The 15,392-nt window shown below is 73.2% G+C and carries 13 protein-coding genes; 8 read left to right on the top strand and 5 right to left on the bottom strand.

Translation table 11 applies throughout. The features are described from left to right. Positions 1-141: 141 nt before the first annotated feature. From OG519_RS09880 to hemW, 3 genes are all read left to right on the top strand, one after another. On the top strand, positions 142-2,025 hold the full coding sequence (locus OG519_RS09880; RefSeq protein WP_405581394.1) for an AMP-dependent synthetase/ligase: 1,884 nt from the start codon (positions 142-144) through the stop codon (positions 2,023-2,025). A gap of 204 nt (positions 2,026-2,229) precedes the next feature. Next, entirely contained in the window at positions 2,230-3,972 is a 1,743-nt protein-coding gene (locus OG519_RS09875; protein ID WP_405581392.1) for a SpoIIE family protein phosphatase, read from the top strand. Between the two features lie 126 nt (positions 3,973-4,098). After that, positions 4,099-5,331: a radical SAM family heme chaperone HemW gene (hemW, locus tag OG519_RS09870; RefSeq protein WP_405581389.1), complete on the top strand. Its 1,233-nt coding sequence runs from the start codon at positions 4,099-4,101 to the stop codon at positions 5,329-5,331. A 66-nt stretch (positions 5,332-5,397) separates the two neighbouring features. Here hemW and OG519_RS09865 read toward each other — a convergent pair whose 3' ends face one another. Further along, positions 5,398-6,231: a DUF3097 domain-containing protein gene (locus OG519_RS09865; protein WP_405581387.1), complete on the bottom strand. Its 834-nt coding sequence runs from the start codon at positions 6,229-6,231 to the stop codon at positions 5,398-5,400. 194 nt (positions 6,232-6,425) lie between these two features. On the opposite strand from OG519_RS09865, the gene OG519_RS09860 reads away from it, so the two are divergent. Beyond that, complete coding sequence (locus OG519_RS09860; RefSeq protein WP_405581384.1) at positions 6,426-7,592, top strand: PP2C family protein-serine/threonine phosphatase; 1,167 nt, start codon at positions 6,426-6,428, stop codon at positions 7,590-7,592. On the opposite strand, the gene OG519_RS09855 is transcribed toward OG519_RS09860, so the two are convergent. Next, positions 7,585-8,361 (bottom strand): MBL fold metallo-hydrolase, encoded by a 777-nt coding sequence (locus OG519_RS09855; RefSeq protein ID WP_405581382.1) that lies wholly within the window; start codon positions 8,359-8,361, stop codon positions 7,585-7,587. The two genes, OG519_RS09860 and OG519_RS09855, sit on opposite strands and share 8 nt — an antisense overlap. A gap of 337 nt (positions 8,362-8,698) precedes the next feature. On the opposite strand from OG519_RS09855, the gene hrcA reads away from it, so the two are divergent. From hrcA to OG519_RS09835, 4 genes are all read left to right on the top strand, one after another. Continuing rightward, positions 8,699-9,715 (top strand): heat-inducible transcriptional repressor HrcA, encoded by a 1,017-nt coding sequence (hrcA, locus tag OG519_RS09850; RefSeq protein WP_405581380.1) that lies wholly within the window; start codon positions 8,699-8,701, stop codon positions 9,713-9,715. Next, positions 9,716-10,852 (top strand): molecular chaperone DnaJ, encoded by a 1,137-nt coding sequence (dnaJ, locus tag OG519_RS09845; protein WP_405581378.1) that lies wholly within the window; start codon positions 9,716-9,718, stop codon positions 10,850-10,852. It begins immediately after the preceding gene. A gap of 191 nt (positions 10,853-11,043) precedes the next feature. Continuing rightward, complete coding sequence (locus OG519_RS09840; protein WP_405581375.1) at positions 11,044-12,126, top strand: nitronate monooxygenase; 1,083 nt, start codon at positions 11,044-11,046, stop codon at positions 12,124-12,126. After that, the gene (locus tag OG519_RS09835; protein WP_405581372.1) at positions 12,123-12,872 is read left to right on the top strand and encodes a 16S rRNA (uracil(1498)-N(3))-methyltransferase; all 750 of its coding nucleotides are present in this window, start codon (positions 12,123-12,125) and stop codon (positions 12,870-12,872) included. The genes OG519_RS09840 and OG519_RS09835 overlap by 4 nt, the downstream gene beginning before the upstream one ends. Before the next feature lie 80 nt (positions 12,873-12,952). Here OG519_RS09835 and OG519_RS09830 read toward each other — a convergent pair whose 3' ends face one another. The 3 genes from OG519_RS09830 to OG519_RS09820 all read right to left on the bottom strand — a co-directional run bounded on the left by OG519_RS09830 (position 12,953) and on the right by OG519_RS09820 (position 15,332). Then, on the bottom strand, positions 12,953-13,684 hold the full coding sequence (locus tag OG519_RS09830; protein WP_405581369.1) for an anti-sigma factor family protein: 732 nt from the start codon (positions 13,682-13,684) through the stop codon (positions 12,953-12,955). Next, positions 13,681-14,262 carry a sigma-70 family RNA polymerase sigma factor gene (locus OG519_RS09825; protein WP_405581366.1) on the bottom strand — a complete coding sequence of 194 codons (582 nt, stop codon included), beginning with the start codon at positions 14,260-14,262 and terminating at the stop codon, positions 13,681-13,683. Before OG519_RS09825 ends, OG519_RS09830 begins: the two co-directional genes overlap by 4 nt. Before the next feature lie 62 nt (positions 14,263-14,324). Beyond that, positions 14,325-15,332 carry a DUF1996 domain-containing protein gene (locus OG519_RS09820; RefSeq protein WP_405581363.1) on the bottom strand — a complete coding sequence of 336 codons (1,008 nt, stop codon included), beginning with the start codon at positions 15,330-15,332 and terminating at the stop codon, positions 14,325-14,327. Positions 15,333-15,392: the final 60 nt, after the last annotated feature.

Here is a 15,392-nt window from a genome sequence, read left to right as displayed (position 1 = left end):
GCCGCGGCGGCGTGTGGCGGGGTCCCGGCTCCCAAACCGCCCGCCGCGCCCTCTTACGCACCGGCCCGTCGGCCCTCTAGGCTGATCCGGCGGATAGTTACTGGTGAGTTAAGAACGCTGAAGGTGTCCCGGAGGTTGCTGATGACCGACACGAAGACGTTGATCGAGAATCGGCCGCCTTCGGTGGCCACGCTCTTTCTTGAGCGCGTCGCCGCGACACCCGACGCCGAGGCGTACCGCTACCCGGTACCGCCCGAGTCCGGCACCGGTCCCGACGCGTGGCAGTCGCTCACCTGGGCCAAGGCCGCGGCCCGGGTGTACGCGATCGCGGCGGGGCTGATGGACCTCGGGGTGCGCCCCGAGGAGCGGGTGGCGCTGGCCGCCAACACCAGCGTCGAATGGATCCTCGCCGACCTCGGCGTGCTCTGCGCGGGCGCCGCCACCACCACCGTCTACCCCAGCACCAACGCCGACGAGACCGCGTTCATCCTCGCCGACTCCGGCAGCCGGGTGCTCTTCGCGGAGGACGCCGCCCAGCTCGCCAAGGCCCGGGAGCGGCGCGCCGAGCTGCCCGACCTGGTCCATGTGGTGGTCTTCGAGGCCGCCGGGGCCACGGACGCCGACGGCGACGGCTGGGTGCTGTCGCTGGCCGAGCTGGAAAAGCGCGGCGTCGCCTATCTGGAGCTGCACCCGGACGCGGTGGTCGACGCGGTGGGCGCGCTCACCAGGGACCAGCTCGCCACCCTCATCTACACCTCGGGCACCACCGGCCGGCCCAAGGGCGTCCGCCTCCCGCACGACGCCTGGTCCTACATGGCCCGGGCCATCGAGGGGGTCGGCCTGCTCGACGAGAACGACGTGCAGTACCTGTGGCTGCCGCTCGCACACGTCTTCGGCAAGGTGCTCACCGCCGGGCACATCACGGTCGGGCACGTCAGCGCGGTCGACGGCCGGGTCGACAAGATCGTGGAGAATCTGCCGGTGGTCCGGCCGACCTACATGGCCGCCGTGCCGCGCATCTTCGAGAAGGTCTACAACGGCATCGCCGCCAAGGCCCGCGAGGGCGGCCCCGCCAAGTACAAGATCTTCCAGTGGGCGGCCGGGGTCGCCCGCGAGTACGCCAGGGTGACCCAGCGCAACATGCGGCTGACCGGCTCGGCCACCGCGCCGCTCGCGCTGCGGAGCAAGCACGCGGTCGCCGACCGCCTCGTCTACGGCAAGCTGCGCGAGGCGTTCGGCGGCCGGCTGCGGGCCTGCGTCTCCGGGTCGGCCGCGCTGTCGCCCGAGATCGGCTACTTCTTCGCCGGCGCCGGCATCCACATCCTGGAGGGCTACGGGCTCACCGAGTCCAGTGCCGCCAGCTTCGTCAACCCCGGCGAGGCGTACCGCACCGGGACGGTCGGCAAGGCGCTGCCAGGACTTGAGGTGCGGATCGCGGAGGACGGCGAGGTGCTGCTGCGCGGCCCCGGCGTCATGCAGGGCTACCACGGGCTGGCGGAGAAGACCGCCGAGGTGCTGGAGCCCGACGGCTGGCTGCACACCGGTGACATCGGCGAGCTGTCGCCCGACGGCTTCCTCACCATCACCGACCGCAAGAAGGACCTGATCAAGACGTCGGTCGGCAAGTACATCTCACCGGTCGAGGTGGAGGGGCGGTTCAAGGCGCTGTGCCCCTACGCCAGCGCCGTGCTGGTCATCGGCGCCGGGCGGAACTTCTGTACGGCGCTGGTGGCGCTCGACGAGCCGGCCATCCTCGGCTGGGCGGCGGAGAACGGCCTGGCCGGTCGTCCTTACGCCGAACTCGTCGCCGCCGCCGAGGTCCGCTCGCTGATGGACGGGTACGTGACCGAGGTCAACGACGGCTTGCAGCGCTGGCAGCAGGTCAAGCAGTTCCGGATCCTGCCGCGTGACCTCGACATCGAACACGGGGATCTCACCCCGAGCCTGAAGCTGAAGCGGCCGGTGGTCGAGCGGCAGTTCGCGCCGCTCATCGAGGAGATGTACGCGGGCAGCCACGAGTCCTGAGCGGCGGCGGCCCGGTTTCCGGGCGGCGGATCGCGGCAGGGTATCGGCTGGGCGCCGCCCGCGCGGGAACTTGACGGAAGAGGGGCCCGCACGGGGGAAGAGGGATGACTTTCCGCACACGGCGGCGGACGGACTGTCACGCTGTGCCGTGTGAGGTTGATCCCGCCCCCGAGCCGGGCCGAGGTAACGGTACGGAACGCCAGCGTGCCAGGTGATGAGTTGGCAGCCGGGGCGGCCCGGCGATTCCTGCGGGCGACCCTCGCCGAGTGGGTGAGTTCCGGCCTGCCGGAAGGGGTCGGCTTCGGCGACCGGGTGGTCGACGACGCCACCTTGCTGATCAGCGAGTTGGTGACCAACGCCGTGGTGCACGCCGGCACCGCCGTGGACATCATGTGCCGCCTGGACGGCGGACCGGCCGCGCCGCCCGGCCTGGTGATCGAGGTCGCCGACCGCCACCCGGGCCGGGTGCTGCGCGGCAGTACCGAGCAGCCCGCCGACAGCCGCGAAGGGGGCCGGGGGCTGCACCTGGTCGCCGCGCTCTCGGACACCTGGGGCGTCACCTATCAGCGGGACCGCAAAGCCGTCTGGTGCCGGCTCGACCTCGGCGCGGAACCCGAGCCGCTCGCGGTGATCCTGGACATCGCCGAGCAGGACCGGTCGCTCCTGGCCCCCATCCCCCCGCCGGAGGTCCCCCGCGACGCCGACGAGGACTGGATCGGGCGCGGCAGCCTCACCTTCCTCGCCGAGGCCTCCGACCTGCTGGCCGGGCAGCTCGACGAGGACCATGTGGCGTCCCTCGCCACCCAGTTGCTCGTGCCGCGGTTCGCCGACTGGTGCGCGGTCTGGCTCTATCCGGCCGGCGCGGCGCCCCGGCTCTCCCGGGTCTGGCACAGCGCCGAGCACCGGATCGACTCGCTGCGCGTCCTGCTGGAACAGCATCCGCCGCCCGGCGCCGCCCACCCCGGCGCCCGGGCGCTGCGCTGGCCCGCGCCGCCCGGGGCCCCCGCGAGCTGCGGCGAAGCGCTCGCGGTGCCGCTGATCGCGGCGGGCCGCTGCCACGGCACCCTGCTGCTCGGCCGTTCCGGCCTGCTCGGACTGCCCGACGAGGCCACCGGACTGATCGAGGACTTCGCCCGCCGGGTCGCGCTGGCGATGGGCACCGCCCGGCAGTACGCCCACCAGGCCATGATCAGTACGGTGCTGCAACGCGGCCTGCTGCCGCCCGCGATCGCCCGGATCCCCGGGGTCGAGCACGCCGTCGTGTACGAGCCGATGGCCGGCGACTGGGTGGGCGGCGACTTCTACGACCTCTTCCCGGCCGGCGACGGCCGCTGGTGCTTCGCCCTCGGCGACGTCTGCGGCAGCGGTCCGGAGGCCGCCTCGCTGACCGGCATCGCCCGCCCGGTGCTGCGGCTGCTGGCCCGCGAGGGATACGGCGTCCCCGACGTGCTCGACCGCCTCAACAAGGCGCTCGCCGACGAGGCCACCACCGCGCTGATCGGCGAGACCGCCGCGTGGGAGGGCGGCCAGGCCCGCTTCCTCTCGCTGCTCTACGGCGAGATCCTGCCCTACCCGGGCGGCCCTGGTGCCCGCTGCACCCTCGCCTCGGCCGGCCACCCGCTGCCGCTCGTCCTCGGCCCGGACGGCGCGGTGCGGTCGGTCGCCACCCCGCAGATGCTGCTCGGCATCTCCGACGACGCCCGCTATGCCGCCGAGTCCTTCGACCTCGCGCCCGGCGACACCCTGCTGTGCGTCACCGACGGGGTGACCGAGCACCGCAGGGGCCACCGGCAGTTCGATGACGACGACGGGCTGGCGGCGGTGCTGCGCGGCTGTACGGGGCTGGACGCGAAGGGGGTCGCGGAAAGGATCCGGCAGGCGGTCTACGACTACGACGAGGCGCCCCCGGCCGACGATCTGGCGCTGCTGGTGCTCCAGGCGCGGTGAGGCCGCGACCGGCTGTCCTGGTCGACCGCCCCGCTGACCGGCCGGCCGACCGCCCTGGCTGACCCGTCGGCCGGGTAGCCAGCCGGTTGGCCGCGGGTGCCGGACGCCGTGCCGGATACTGGGAGGATGCCTTCCGTACTTCCCGACGGTGAACCCGTACCCGCCGACGGCGCGCTGCCCGCGCACGCGCTGGACGGGGCCGCCGGCCGGCCGCTCGGCTTCTACCTCCACGTGCCGTACTGCGCCAGCCGCTGCGGCTACTGCGACTTCAACACCTACACGGCGAGCGAACTGCGCGGCTCCGGCGGGGCACTGGCCTCCCGGGACAACTACGCGGACGTGCTGATCGAGGAGATCCGGCTGGCCCGCAAGGTGCTGGGGGACGACCCGCGGCCGGTCGACACCGTCTTCGTCGGCGGCGGCACGCCCACGTTGCTGCCCGCCGCCGACCTGGTAAGGGCGCTCGCCGCGATCCGCGACGAGTTCGGCCTGGCGCCGGGCGCCGAGGTCACCACGGAGGCGAACCCCGAGTCGGTCGACCCCGGCTATCTGGCCGAGCTGCGGGCCGGCGGCTTCAACCGGATGTCGTTCGGGATGCAGAGCGCGCGTCAGCACGTGCTGCGCGTACTGGACCGTACGCACACCCCGGGCCGCCCCGAGGCCTGCGTCGCGGAGGCGCGCGCGGCCGGCTTCGAGCACGTCAACCTCGACCTGATCTACGGCACCCCCGGCGAGTCCGACGACGACTGGCGCGCCTCACTGGACGCGGCCATCGGCGCCGGTCCTGACCACGTGTCGGCGTACGCGCTGATCGTCGAGGAGGGTACGCAGCTCGCCCGGCGGATCAGACGCGGCGAGGTGCCGATGACCGACGACGACGAACACGCCGACCGCTACCTGATCGCCGACGAGCGGCTCGGCGCGGCGGGCTTCTCCTGGTACGAGGTCTCCAACTGGGCGACCTCCCCGGCCGGCCGGTGCACCCACAACGAGCTGTACTGGACCGGGGCCGACTGGTGGGGCGCCGGGCCCGGCGCCCACAGCCACGTGGGCGGTGTCCGCTGGTGGAACGTCAAGCACCCCGGCGCCTACGCCCAGGCCCTCGGCGAAGGCCGCACGCCGGGAGCGGGCCGCGAGGTCCTCACCGCCGAGGACCGCAGGGTCGAGCGGGTGCTGCTCGAGCTACGGCTGGCGGCCGGCTGCCCGCTGGACCTGCTGGCCCCGGAAGGCACCCGCGCCGCCGCTCGCGCGGTAAGGGACGGCCTCCTGGAAGCCGCCCCTTACGCCGAGGGCCGCGCCGTGCTCACCCTGCGCGGCCGGCTCCTCGCCGACGCCGTGGTGCGCGACCTGGTCGACTAGGACCGCCGACCGCCGACCGCCGACCGCCGCCGACCGCCGACTGAACGACCGCCGACCGCCGACCGTTCACTCGGCGGTCTCCGTCACGAAGTCGATGAGCTGTTCGACCCGGCCGAGCAGCTCCGGCTGGAGGTCCCTGTACGAACCCACCGACGCCAGGATGCGCTGCCAGGCCTCGCCGGTGCTGAGGTCCGCCCAGCCGAGGGCCCGGCAGACGCCGGTCTTCCAGTCCTGGCCGCGGGGGACACGCGGCCAGCCGGCGATACCGACCGAGGAGGGCTTCACCGCCTCCCAGACGTCGATGTAGGGGTGGCCGACGACCAGCACGTCCGGGCCGGTGACCGAGGCGGCGATACGGGACTCCTTGGAGCCGGGGACGAGGTGGTCGACCAGCACCCCCAGCCGTGCGTCCGGGGCCGGGGCGAAGGCCGACACGATGGCGGGCAGGTCGTCCACGCCTTCCAGGTACTCCACCACGACGCCCTCCACCCGGAGGTCGTGCCCCCAGACCTTCTCGACGAGTTCGGCGTCGTGGCGGCCCTCCACGTAGATCCGTCCGGCGCGGGCGACACGGGCCTGGGCGCCGGTGACGGCGATCGATCCGGAGGGGGAGAGCAGGGGGCCGCGGGGGGCGGGCGCGTGCGGCGGCCGGACGAGGGTGACGGGCCTGCCGTCGAGCAGGAAGGCGCCCGGGGCCATCGGGAAGACCCGGTGCCTGCCGAAGCGGTCCTCCAGCGTGACGGTGAGGCCCTCCGCGGTCTTCTCGGTGCGGATCACCGCCCCGCAGAAGCCGGTGCCGGCCTCCTCGACCACGAGGTCCGGCTCGGCGGCCACCTCGGGCGCGGGCGCCGCCTTCTTCCAGGGTGGCGTCAGGTCGCCGTCGTAACTCCTGCTGCGCATGGAGGAGATCGTAGCCAGCGGCGGGTGCGGCGGCGGTCAGGGACGCGTCGGCCGGACGAGGGGTGGCGAGGAGTCTGATTTATCCAGGTTTGGACCGATTGAAACGGGAAGACAACGATTCATCGATGGGTTGTTAAGGCAGGCAACGCGTGAATGGTCAATCCCGCCCGCGACGGAGGAAGGGAGGAACCTGGATGCGCCGCCTCTGGACCCGCATCAAGGAGATGGACGAGTCCGCGGGAGCGGGTGGCCGATGGCTGCTCCCGCTGTCGCTGCTGGTCACCATCGCCGTGCCGGTAGCCGATGCCTTCCTGCCGCCGATGATCCATCTCGCCCATGTGCTGGTCGTGCCGGTCGCGCTGGTGGCCGCTTTCAAGGGGCCGCGCTGGGGGGTGGGGGCTGCCGTGGCCGCGGTGATCTCCATTCTGGTCGCCGCCGGCGAGCGGCACACGCTCACCACCGAGAGCGTGCTGGTGGAGCTTGCCTCCCTGGTGTCGCTCTCGGCGCTCCTCGTTCTCTTCAGCCACCTGCGCGAGCGCCGGCAGCGCGAGCTGGAGCGGCTGCGCCGGGTCTCGGCCGCCGCCCAGGGCGTGGTGCTGCGGCCGCTGCCCCAGCAGGCGGGACCGCTCTCCATCGCCTCGGAGTACCGCGCGGCCGAGGACGGGACCCGGCTCGGCGGCGACCTCTACGCGGTGGCCAGGACCGACGACGCCACCCGGCTGCTGATCGGCGACGTCAGGGGCCGGGGCCTGTCCTCGATCGGGGACACCGAGAGTGTGCTGGGCGCCTTCCGGGCCGCCGCCTACCGCAAGGGACCGCTGCCGGAGCTGGTCGGATCGCTGGAGGAAGGGTTCCGCTGGAGCCTGGCCGAGCTGACGGAACCGGTACCGGGCGCCGACCCGGGCGCCGACTCCGGCGCCGACGCGGCGGAGCGGTTCGTGACGGCGGCGATCGTGGAGATCCCGGACGACGAGCCCTGTGTGCGGGTGATCAGTTGCGGTCACCCGGGCCCGCTGCTCCTGCGGGACGGCGCCGCCACGGTCCTGGAGGTGGCCGAGCCCGCGCCGCCGCTCGGCCTCGGCGGCCTGGGGCAGGGCACCACCTACTTCACCAGCACCTTCGACTTCGGCCCCGGCGACCGGCTGATCCTCTACACCGACGGCGTCAGCGAGGCGCGGAACCGGCACGGCGTCTTCTACCCGCTGGTCGAGCGGGCGGCCCAGTGGGCGGGCGACCACCCGCCGCAGACGCTGCTCAGGGTGATGACCGACGACTTGTTCGCCTATGCGGACGGGGTCTTCGACGACGACATGGCGGTGGTGGCCCTCCAGCGGACGGACTGGGAGGCCGCGATCAGGTAGCCGGCGCCTCCGGTCCGGCGAAGCGCCGCGCGAGCGTCTCCCGCTGGGCCCGCAGAAAGCGGGCGTCCACCACCGCGCCGTGCCCCGGTACGTAGCGGGCGGTCTCGCCGCCGAGGGCGAGCAAGGCGTCCACCGCGGCCGGCCACGCGCCCGGTACCGCGTCCTCGCCGGCCTGCGGCTGGCCCGACTCCTCCACCAGGTCGCCGCAGAACACCACGGTCGGATCGCTCGGGGTCGCGCCGGGCACCACCACCACGAGGTCGTGTCCGGTGTGGCCCGCACCGGGATGCACCAGCCGCACCGGGCGCTCGCCGAGATCGAGGTCGAGCGCGTCGGGCACCGGCCGGTCCAGGCCCGCCAGGGCCCGCGCCGCCCGCTCGGCCTCCAGCGGATCGGTGCCGAGCCCCACCGCGTTCTCCCGCATCGCCTCCCGCCCGCCGCGCAGCACGGCGTCGAGGGAGCTCTGCCCGTACACCTCGGCGGCCGGGAAGGCGGCGGCGCCGAAGACATGGTCGAAGTGTCCATGGGTGAGCACGACGTGCGTCACATCGCGGCCGGTCAGCGCGGCGACCTGGTCCCGCAGCTCAGCGCCCTCGCGCAGCGTGGACCCGGTGTCGATCAGCAGCACCGCGTCCGCCCCGACCACCAGGCCGACCGTCACATCGAGATGGGGCAGCCGCCGACGGGCCACTCCGGGAGCCAGCTGCTCCCACACCGAACTCCCGGCGTCCGGCTCCTCCGCGCTCTCCACAGATTCCACAGATTCCACAGGGGCGACGCTATCGCCGTGACCCTGGGTACGCGCGCCGCGGTACCCACCGGTGCGCGCACCCGCCGATCCGAGCCGCGCGTCCCCCGAGGAGTCCCACGGATGCGCGCGAGCCGGCCCGTGAACCCCCGTCGAGACCCCTGAACGCGCGCCCGGGCCCCCGCATCCGGCCGACATCCGGCCCCACACCGTACGAACTCGGTACCTGGCGAAGCCTTTCCGGAGCCGGTCTTGCCGAGCCCTTGCCGCCTCGCCGTACACTTGCAGCGGGAAAGCTGGCACTCGAAACGGACGAGTGCCAGGCCAGACGGCTCAGGCCACGGCTGGGAGGTGCGCGATGCTGAGTGAACGCCGACTCGAAGTGCTGCGTGCCATCGTTCAGGACTACGTCGGCACCGAGGAGCCGGTCGGTTCCAAGGCGCTGACCGAGCGCCACCAGCTCGGGGTGTCGCCCGCCACCGTGCGCAACGACATGGCCGTGCTGGAGGACGAGGGCTACATCGCCCAGCCGCACACCAGCGCCGGACGGATCCCCACCGACAAGGGCTACCGGCTCTTCGTCGACAAGCTGGCGGGCGTCAAGCCGCTGTCGGGGGCCGAGCGGCGCGCGATCCAGAACTTCCTGGGCGGCGCCGTCGACCTCGACGACGTGGTGGCCCGCACGGTACGGCTGCTGGCCCAGCTCACCCGGCAGGTCGCGGTGGTGCAGTATCCCTCGCTGGTCCGGTCATCGGTCCGGCATGTGGAGCTGCTGTCGCTCGGCCCGACCCGCGTCATGCTGGTGCTGATCACCGACACCGGCCGGGTGGAGCAGCGGCTGATCGACTGCGCCGCCCCGGTCGGCGAGACCCTGCTCGCGGATCTGCGGGCCCGGCTCAACAGCCGGGTGGTCGGCCGCCGCTTCCCCGACGTCCCGCCGCTGGTGCAGGAGCTGCCGGAGAGCTTCGAACCGGACGACCGGCCCACCGTCTCCGGGGTGCTCGCCACCCTCCTCGAAACGCTGGTCGAGGAGAAGGAGGAGCGCATCATGCTCGGCGGCGCGGCGAACCTCACCCGGTTCAACCACGACTTCCCGCTGACGATCCGCCCGGTGCTGGAGGCGCTCGAGGAGCAGATGGTGCTTCTCAAGCTGCTGGGCGAGACCGCCGACGGGGCCATGACGGTCCGTATCGGTCATGAGAACTTTCACGAGGGCCTCAATTCCACGTCCGTGGTGGCGGTCGGCTACGGTTCGGGCGACGAGGCAGTCGCCAAACTCGGCGTGGTCGGACCGACCCGCATGGACTACCCCGGAACGATGGGAGCGGTACGCGCAGTGGCACGTTACGTCGGACAGATCCTGGCGGAGTCGTAAGTGGCCACGGACTACTACGCCGTACTCGGCGTGCGCCGCGACGCCGGACCGGACGAGATCAAGAAGGCATTCCGGCGGCTCGCCCGTGAGCTGCACCCGGATGTCAACCCGGACCCGAAGACACAGGAGCGGTTCAAGGAGATCAACGCCGCTTACGAGGTGCTCTCCGATCCGCAGAAGAAGCAGGTCTACGACCTCGGCGGCGATCCGCTGTCCGCGGCGGGCGGTGGCGGCGGCGCGGCCGGCTTCGGCGCGGGCTTCGGCAACTTCAGCGACATCATGGACGCCTTCTTCGGCCAGTCCCAGCAGCGCGGACCGCGCTCGCGGACCCGCCGCGGCCAGGACGCCATGATCCGGCTGGAGATCGAGCTGGACGAGGCGGCCTTCGGCACCACCAAGGACATCCAGGTCGACACCGCGGTCACCTGCGGCACCTGCAACGGCGAGGGCGCCGCCCCCGGCACCTCCGCGCAGACCTGCGACATGTGCCGCGGCCGGGGCGAGGTCTCCCAGGTCACCCGGTCCTTCCTCGGCCAGGTCATGACGTCGCGGCCGTGCCCGCAGTGCCAGGGCTTCGGCACCGTGGTGCCCACCCCGTGCCCGGAGTGCGCGGGCGACGGCCGGGTCCGCTCCCGCCGCACCCTGACCGTGAAGATCCCCGCGGGCGTCGACAACGGCACCCGGATCCAGCTCGCCGGCGAGGGCGAGGTCGGCCCCGGCGGCGGCCCGGCCGGCGATCTCTACGTGGAGATCCGCGAGATCCCGCACGCGGTCTTCCAGCGCCGAGGCGACGATCTGCACTGCACGGTGACCCTGCCGATGACCGCCGCCGCGCTGGGCACCAAGTGCCCGCTGGAGACGCTGGACGGCATGGAGGAGATCGACATCCGCCCCGGCACCCAGTCCGGCCAGTCGATCCCGCTCCACCAGCGCGGTATCACCCATCTGCGCGGCGGCGGCCGGGGCGACCTCGTGGTGCACGTCGAGGTCATCACGCCCCACAAGCTGGACGCCGACCAGGAGGACCTGATGCGCCGGCTCGCCAAGCTCCGCGGCGAGGAGCGCCCGACCGGCCAGTTCGCGCCGGGCCAGCAGGGTCTCTTCTCCCGCCTGAAGGACGCGTTCAACGGCCGCTGAGCCGGCGGCTGACCCCGCCGATTCGGCCGGTGACCCGCCCCCGTTCACCGGGCCGCCGGTCCGGTGAACGGGGACCCCCTGCCGCGTCGTGGCAGGGGGTCCCCGCGGCGCGTTGTGGCGGGGGTCCCCGCGGCCCCTGACCATGGGCGACCCACCGCGAGCCGGGCGCAAGCGCATGGCACGATGAGGCCATGTCCGCGCCGACCGATCGCTCCACCCACTCCACCCTCTCCTCGTTCTCCGCTCACCCGGTCATCCAGGCCCCGATGGCGGGCGGCGCGTCCAACCCGCAGCTCGCGGCGGCCGTCGGCGCGGCCGGCGGGCTCGGATTCCTCGCGGCCGGATACAAGACGTCCGAGGCGATGTACGAGGAGATCCGCCAGCTCCGCGACCTCAGCTCGCAGCCCTTCGGGGTGAATCTGTTCATGCCGCAGCCCGCCACCGCCGACCGGTCCGCCGTCTCCGTCTACGCCGAGCAGCTGGCCGGCGAGGCCGCCTGGTACGCCACCGCGCTCGGCGACCCCGACCTCGGCGACGACGACGCGTACGAGGCGAAGGTGGCCGTCCTGCTGGAGGACCCGGTCCCGATGGTCAGCTTCACCTTCGGCTGCCCGGAGCGCCCGGTCCTGGACGCCTTCGCCAAGGCCGGTACGTACACGGTGGTCACCGTCACCTCGCCCACCGAGGCGCTCGCCGCCCAGTGGGCCGGCGCGGACGCGGTGTGCGTCCAGGGGGTGGAGGCCGGCGGCCATCAGGGCACCCACCGCGACGATCCGCAGCTCGACCACGGCGGCGTGGGGCTGCTCTCACTGATCCCGCAGGTGCGTGAGACCGTGCAGTTGCCGATCATCGCGGCCGGCGGTCTGATGCGCGGCGGCCAGATCGCCGCCGTGCTGGCCGCGGGCGCGGACGCCGCCGCGCTCGGCACCGCGTTCCTGGTCTGCCCGGAGTCCGGCGCCAACGTGGTGCACAAGCGGGCGGTCACCGACCCGGTCTTCGCCCGCACCGAGGTGACCCGCGCCTTCTCCGGCCGGCCGGCCCGCGGCCTGCTCAACCGCTTCATGCGCGATCACGGCCCCTACGCCCCGCCCGGCTACCCGCAGATCCACCACCTCACCTCGCCGCTGCGCCGGGCCGCCGCCCTGGCCGGCGACGCCCAGGGCATGGCCCTGTGGGCCGGGCAGGGCCACCGGCTCGCCCGTGAGCTGTCGGCCGGCGTCCTCGTCGAGACGCTCGTCGCCGAACTCCACGCCACCCAGGAGGCTCGCTCGTGACCGCCCCGGTCTTCCTCGTGGACCCCGGGCTCCTGGACAGCTCGGGCCCGTCCGGCCGTCTCACCCTGGACGGCCCGGAGGGGCGGCACGCGGTGTCCGTCCGCAGGCTGCGGGAAGGTGAGGAGATCGTGCTCACCGACGGCGCCGGGCGGGGGGCGTACGGGGTGGTGGCCGGTGTGGTCGGCAAGGACGTGCTCAACGTCGAGGTGAGCGCGGTCCGGGACGAGCCGGCACCCGATCCCCGGATCACCGTGGTCCAGGCCCTCCCCAAGGGCGACCGCGGCGAACTCGCCGTCGAGACGATGACGGAGGCGGGCGTCGATGTCATCGTGCCCTGGGCCGCCGCCCGTTGTGTCACCCAGTGGCGCGGCGACCGGGGCGCCAAGTCGCTGGCCAAATGGCGTGCCACGGCCCGCGAGGCGGCCAAGCAGTCCCGTCGGCTGCGCTTTCCCGAGGTGACCGAGCCGGTGACCACCCGTCAGCTCGCCGGGCTGCTGGGCGCGGCCGACTTCGCGGGCGTGCTGCACGAGGAGGGCGCCACCCCGCTGGCGACCGCGCCGCTGCCCGCCGCCGGGTCGCTGGTCCTGGTCGTAGGACCTGAAGGAGGGGTCGCCCCCGAGGAGTTGGCCGCCTTCGCGGAGACCGGGGCGCCCCCCTACCGGCTGGGCCCCACGGTGCTGCGGACCTCCACCGCGGGCGTGGCCGCCGCCGCCCTCCTGCTCACCCGGACGGGCCGCTGGGCGTAAGCCGGGTCCCACGGCCACGGGACCGGGCCGTTACGGGTGTCCCCCGCCCCCGTGGCGGGGGGCACCCGGGTCGTACCGGATCAGACCGGGACGGTGACGAACGTCTTGCCCTGGTCGTTCTGCACCATCACCGACGTCACCTGGTCTGCGCCGACCGCGGCGGAGCCGTCCAGGTCGGCTCCCTTGCCTGCGCCCGTCCCGTCGTCCCCCACCTGCCAGCTGCCGGCGTCCTCGTGCCTCCCGTCGCGGGAGACCACCACCAGGTGGCAGCGTTCACCCGCCGGGATGCCGGTGACGGCCGCGTTGAGCCGGATCCAGCCGGCGGCCGGGGTGAGCCGTACGGTCATCCGGGCCTTGGTGTCCGGATCGGTCGCGGAGGCGACCCGGACACCCGGCACCGGGGTGGCGGTCGAGGTGACGCCGGTCGTGGTGGGGATCACCGGTCCGGCGGCCTGTGTTCCCGAGTCGTCGCCCCCCGCCACGAGGTAGCCGCCGAGGAAGACGAGTGCGGCCGAGGCGGCGACGGCGGCGCCCACCGCCAGCGACCATTTTCGCCGGACATCCGCCCGGTCCTCGCGAGCCCGCCGCAGGGTTCGCTGCAACAGCAGATCGCCGCCTTCCGGCGGTCCGTCCTCGAACACCTCGGGCGGCAGCGCCCCGAGGAGCAGCTCCGTCTCGCGCAGCTCGGTCAGCTCGGCGCGGCACTCGTCGCAGCCGGCCGTGTGCTCGTCGATCTCCCGTGTCTCCTCGGGGTCGAGCACCCCGAGGACGTAGGCCCCCAGCAGTTCCTCATGGCGATGCGACTCACTCACGCGGCCACCTCCTGGAGGCTGACGTTGCTGCCGGGCTTCCGTGCGTAGTGCTCGCGCAGCGACTTCAGCGCGTAGTGGGCCCTGGACTTGACGGTCCCCTCGGCGATGCCCAGCTTGCGGGCCGCCTCGGCGGCAGTGTGCCCCTTGTAATACACCTCCACCAGTACCGCGCGATGCTCGGGGGAGAGCCGGTCGAGCGCCTCCGAGAGCACCATCGAGTCGACCACCGCGTCGGCGTGGTCGCGCTCGACCGATCCGGCCGAGGCCGCCGCCGATTCCGACTCGGCGACTTCGGTGGGCCGGGCCGCCTTCGCGCGGTGCCGGTCGGTGACGATGTTACGGGTCACGGTCAGCAGCCAGCCGCGGACCGATCCCTCGCCGTTCGCCATCACCTCCGGATGGCGCCAGGCCCGGATCAGCGTCTCCTGGACCACGTCCTCGGCGGCCTGACGGTCTCCCGTCAGCCGGGTCGCGTACGCCAGCAGCGCCTTCCCGTGTTCCTCGTAGAGTGCGCGGATCAGCAACTCGTCGCTACTGCTCTGCCGAGTGCGAGATCCGCGGGACCGCAGTATCGCCATCCAATTTGCTCCGTCCTGATGCGACCGCGTCGCCTTGAACACGGATCCCGCGGCGATCGGGTTCACTCCACGCAGCGGCGGCCGGTGTTGAGGCAGTGGACGACCCCGGCCATCTGCCGGTCGGTCAGCACGTCGACGAAGCCGGAGTGGTCGGTCACCGGGCTGTGCTTCTGCTCGGGGAAGGCGTCCACGGCGATCGGTGTGCCGGGCGCCACGTCGTACCCGACGACCACGTGCAGGCGCGGGATCGGGAAGGTGCCCGGCGGGCAGACCCCGTCGGCGGCCGGCAAGAGGACGTGGGTGCGGTGGTTCTCGCTGTCGGTGCCGAGACCGTTCCAGCAGCTCGGGAAGTCGAAGGTGCGGGTGAGCCGGTGGCCGGTCGGGCACCGCGGGTAGAGCATCGTGGCGCGGTCGGGGAAGCCGGCGCAGCCCCAGTCGGCGTGCGCCTGGGCGAGTCCCACCGTCGCGGCCACCGGGTCGCCGGTGATCATCCGCAGAAACCTCGGCATGGCGACGACCGGGGTCGCCGGGTTGCCCTGGAACTGGATCGTCACCGAGGCGGGCGGCAGGATGCGCCCGAGGTTGCCGTCGTGTCCGCCGCCCACCGCGTGCGGATCGGTGCCCGGCAGGTCCTGGCGGCGCAGCACCGGCCAGAAGTACGTGGACCGGTCGCCGTCGGTGCAGGTGGTCGGGGCGGCGGCGAGGCTCGCGTCGGTGGAGAGCGCGGTGGTGGAGAGGTTGCCGACGTAGTCGTGGGTGTGGTGGGCGCCGCCCGCCAGCCCTGGGGAGACCACCAGGTTGTCGGCGTTGCGGTGGTTCTCGGCGTCGACGCCGCACCGCTCGGTGTACGTCCCGGTGGACGCGCCCGGGCCCGGGGCCGGCGCGGGGGAGCGGGGGACATCGCGGATGTCGGTGAAGTCGCCGGGGAACGGGCCGGTCCGCGGTGAGGCGGCGGCCTGTGCGTGCTCATTGCCCGCACCCGTGACGAGCAGCACGGCGAGGGTCAGGGTCGCGACGGCGAACGCCGTCAGCGAGAGGGTCACCGGCCCGATGCCGAATCGATTTTTCACATAGCTGAGGTTTTCATACGCCGATGGTCCACCGGTCCTGAGGGTTCACGCGCCGATGGC

Origin of the sequence: Streptomyces sp. NBC_01190 (assembly GCF_045039895.1) — a bacterium.
Lineage (GTDB): Bacteria > Actinomycetota > Actinomycetes > Streptomycetales > Streptomycetaceae > Actinacidiphila.
Note: the sequence above shows the minus strand (reverse complement) of the source record. Positions and strands in the feature narration are given on the sequence as shown.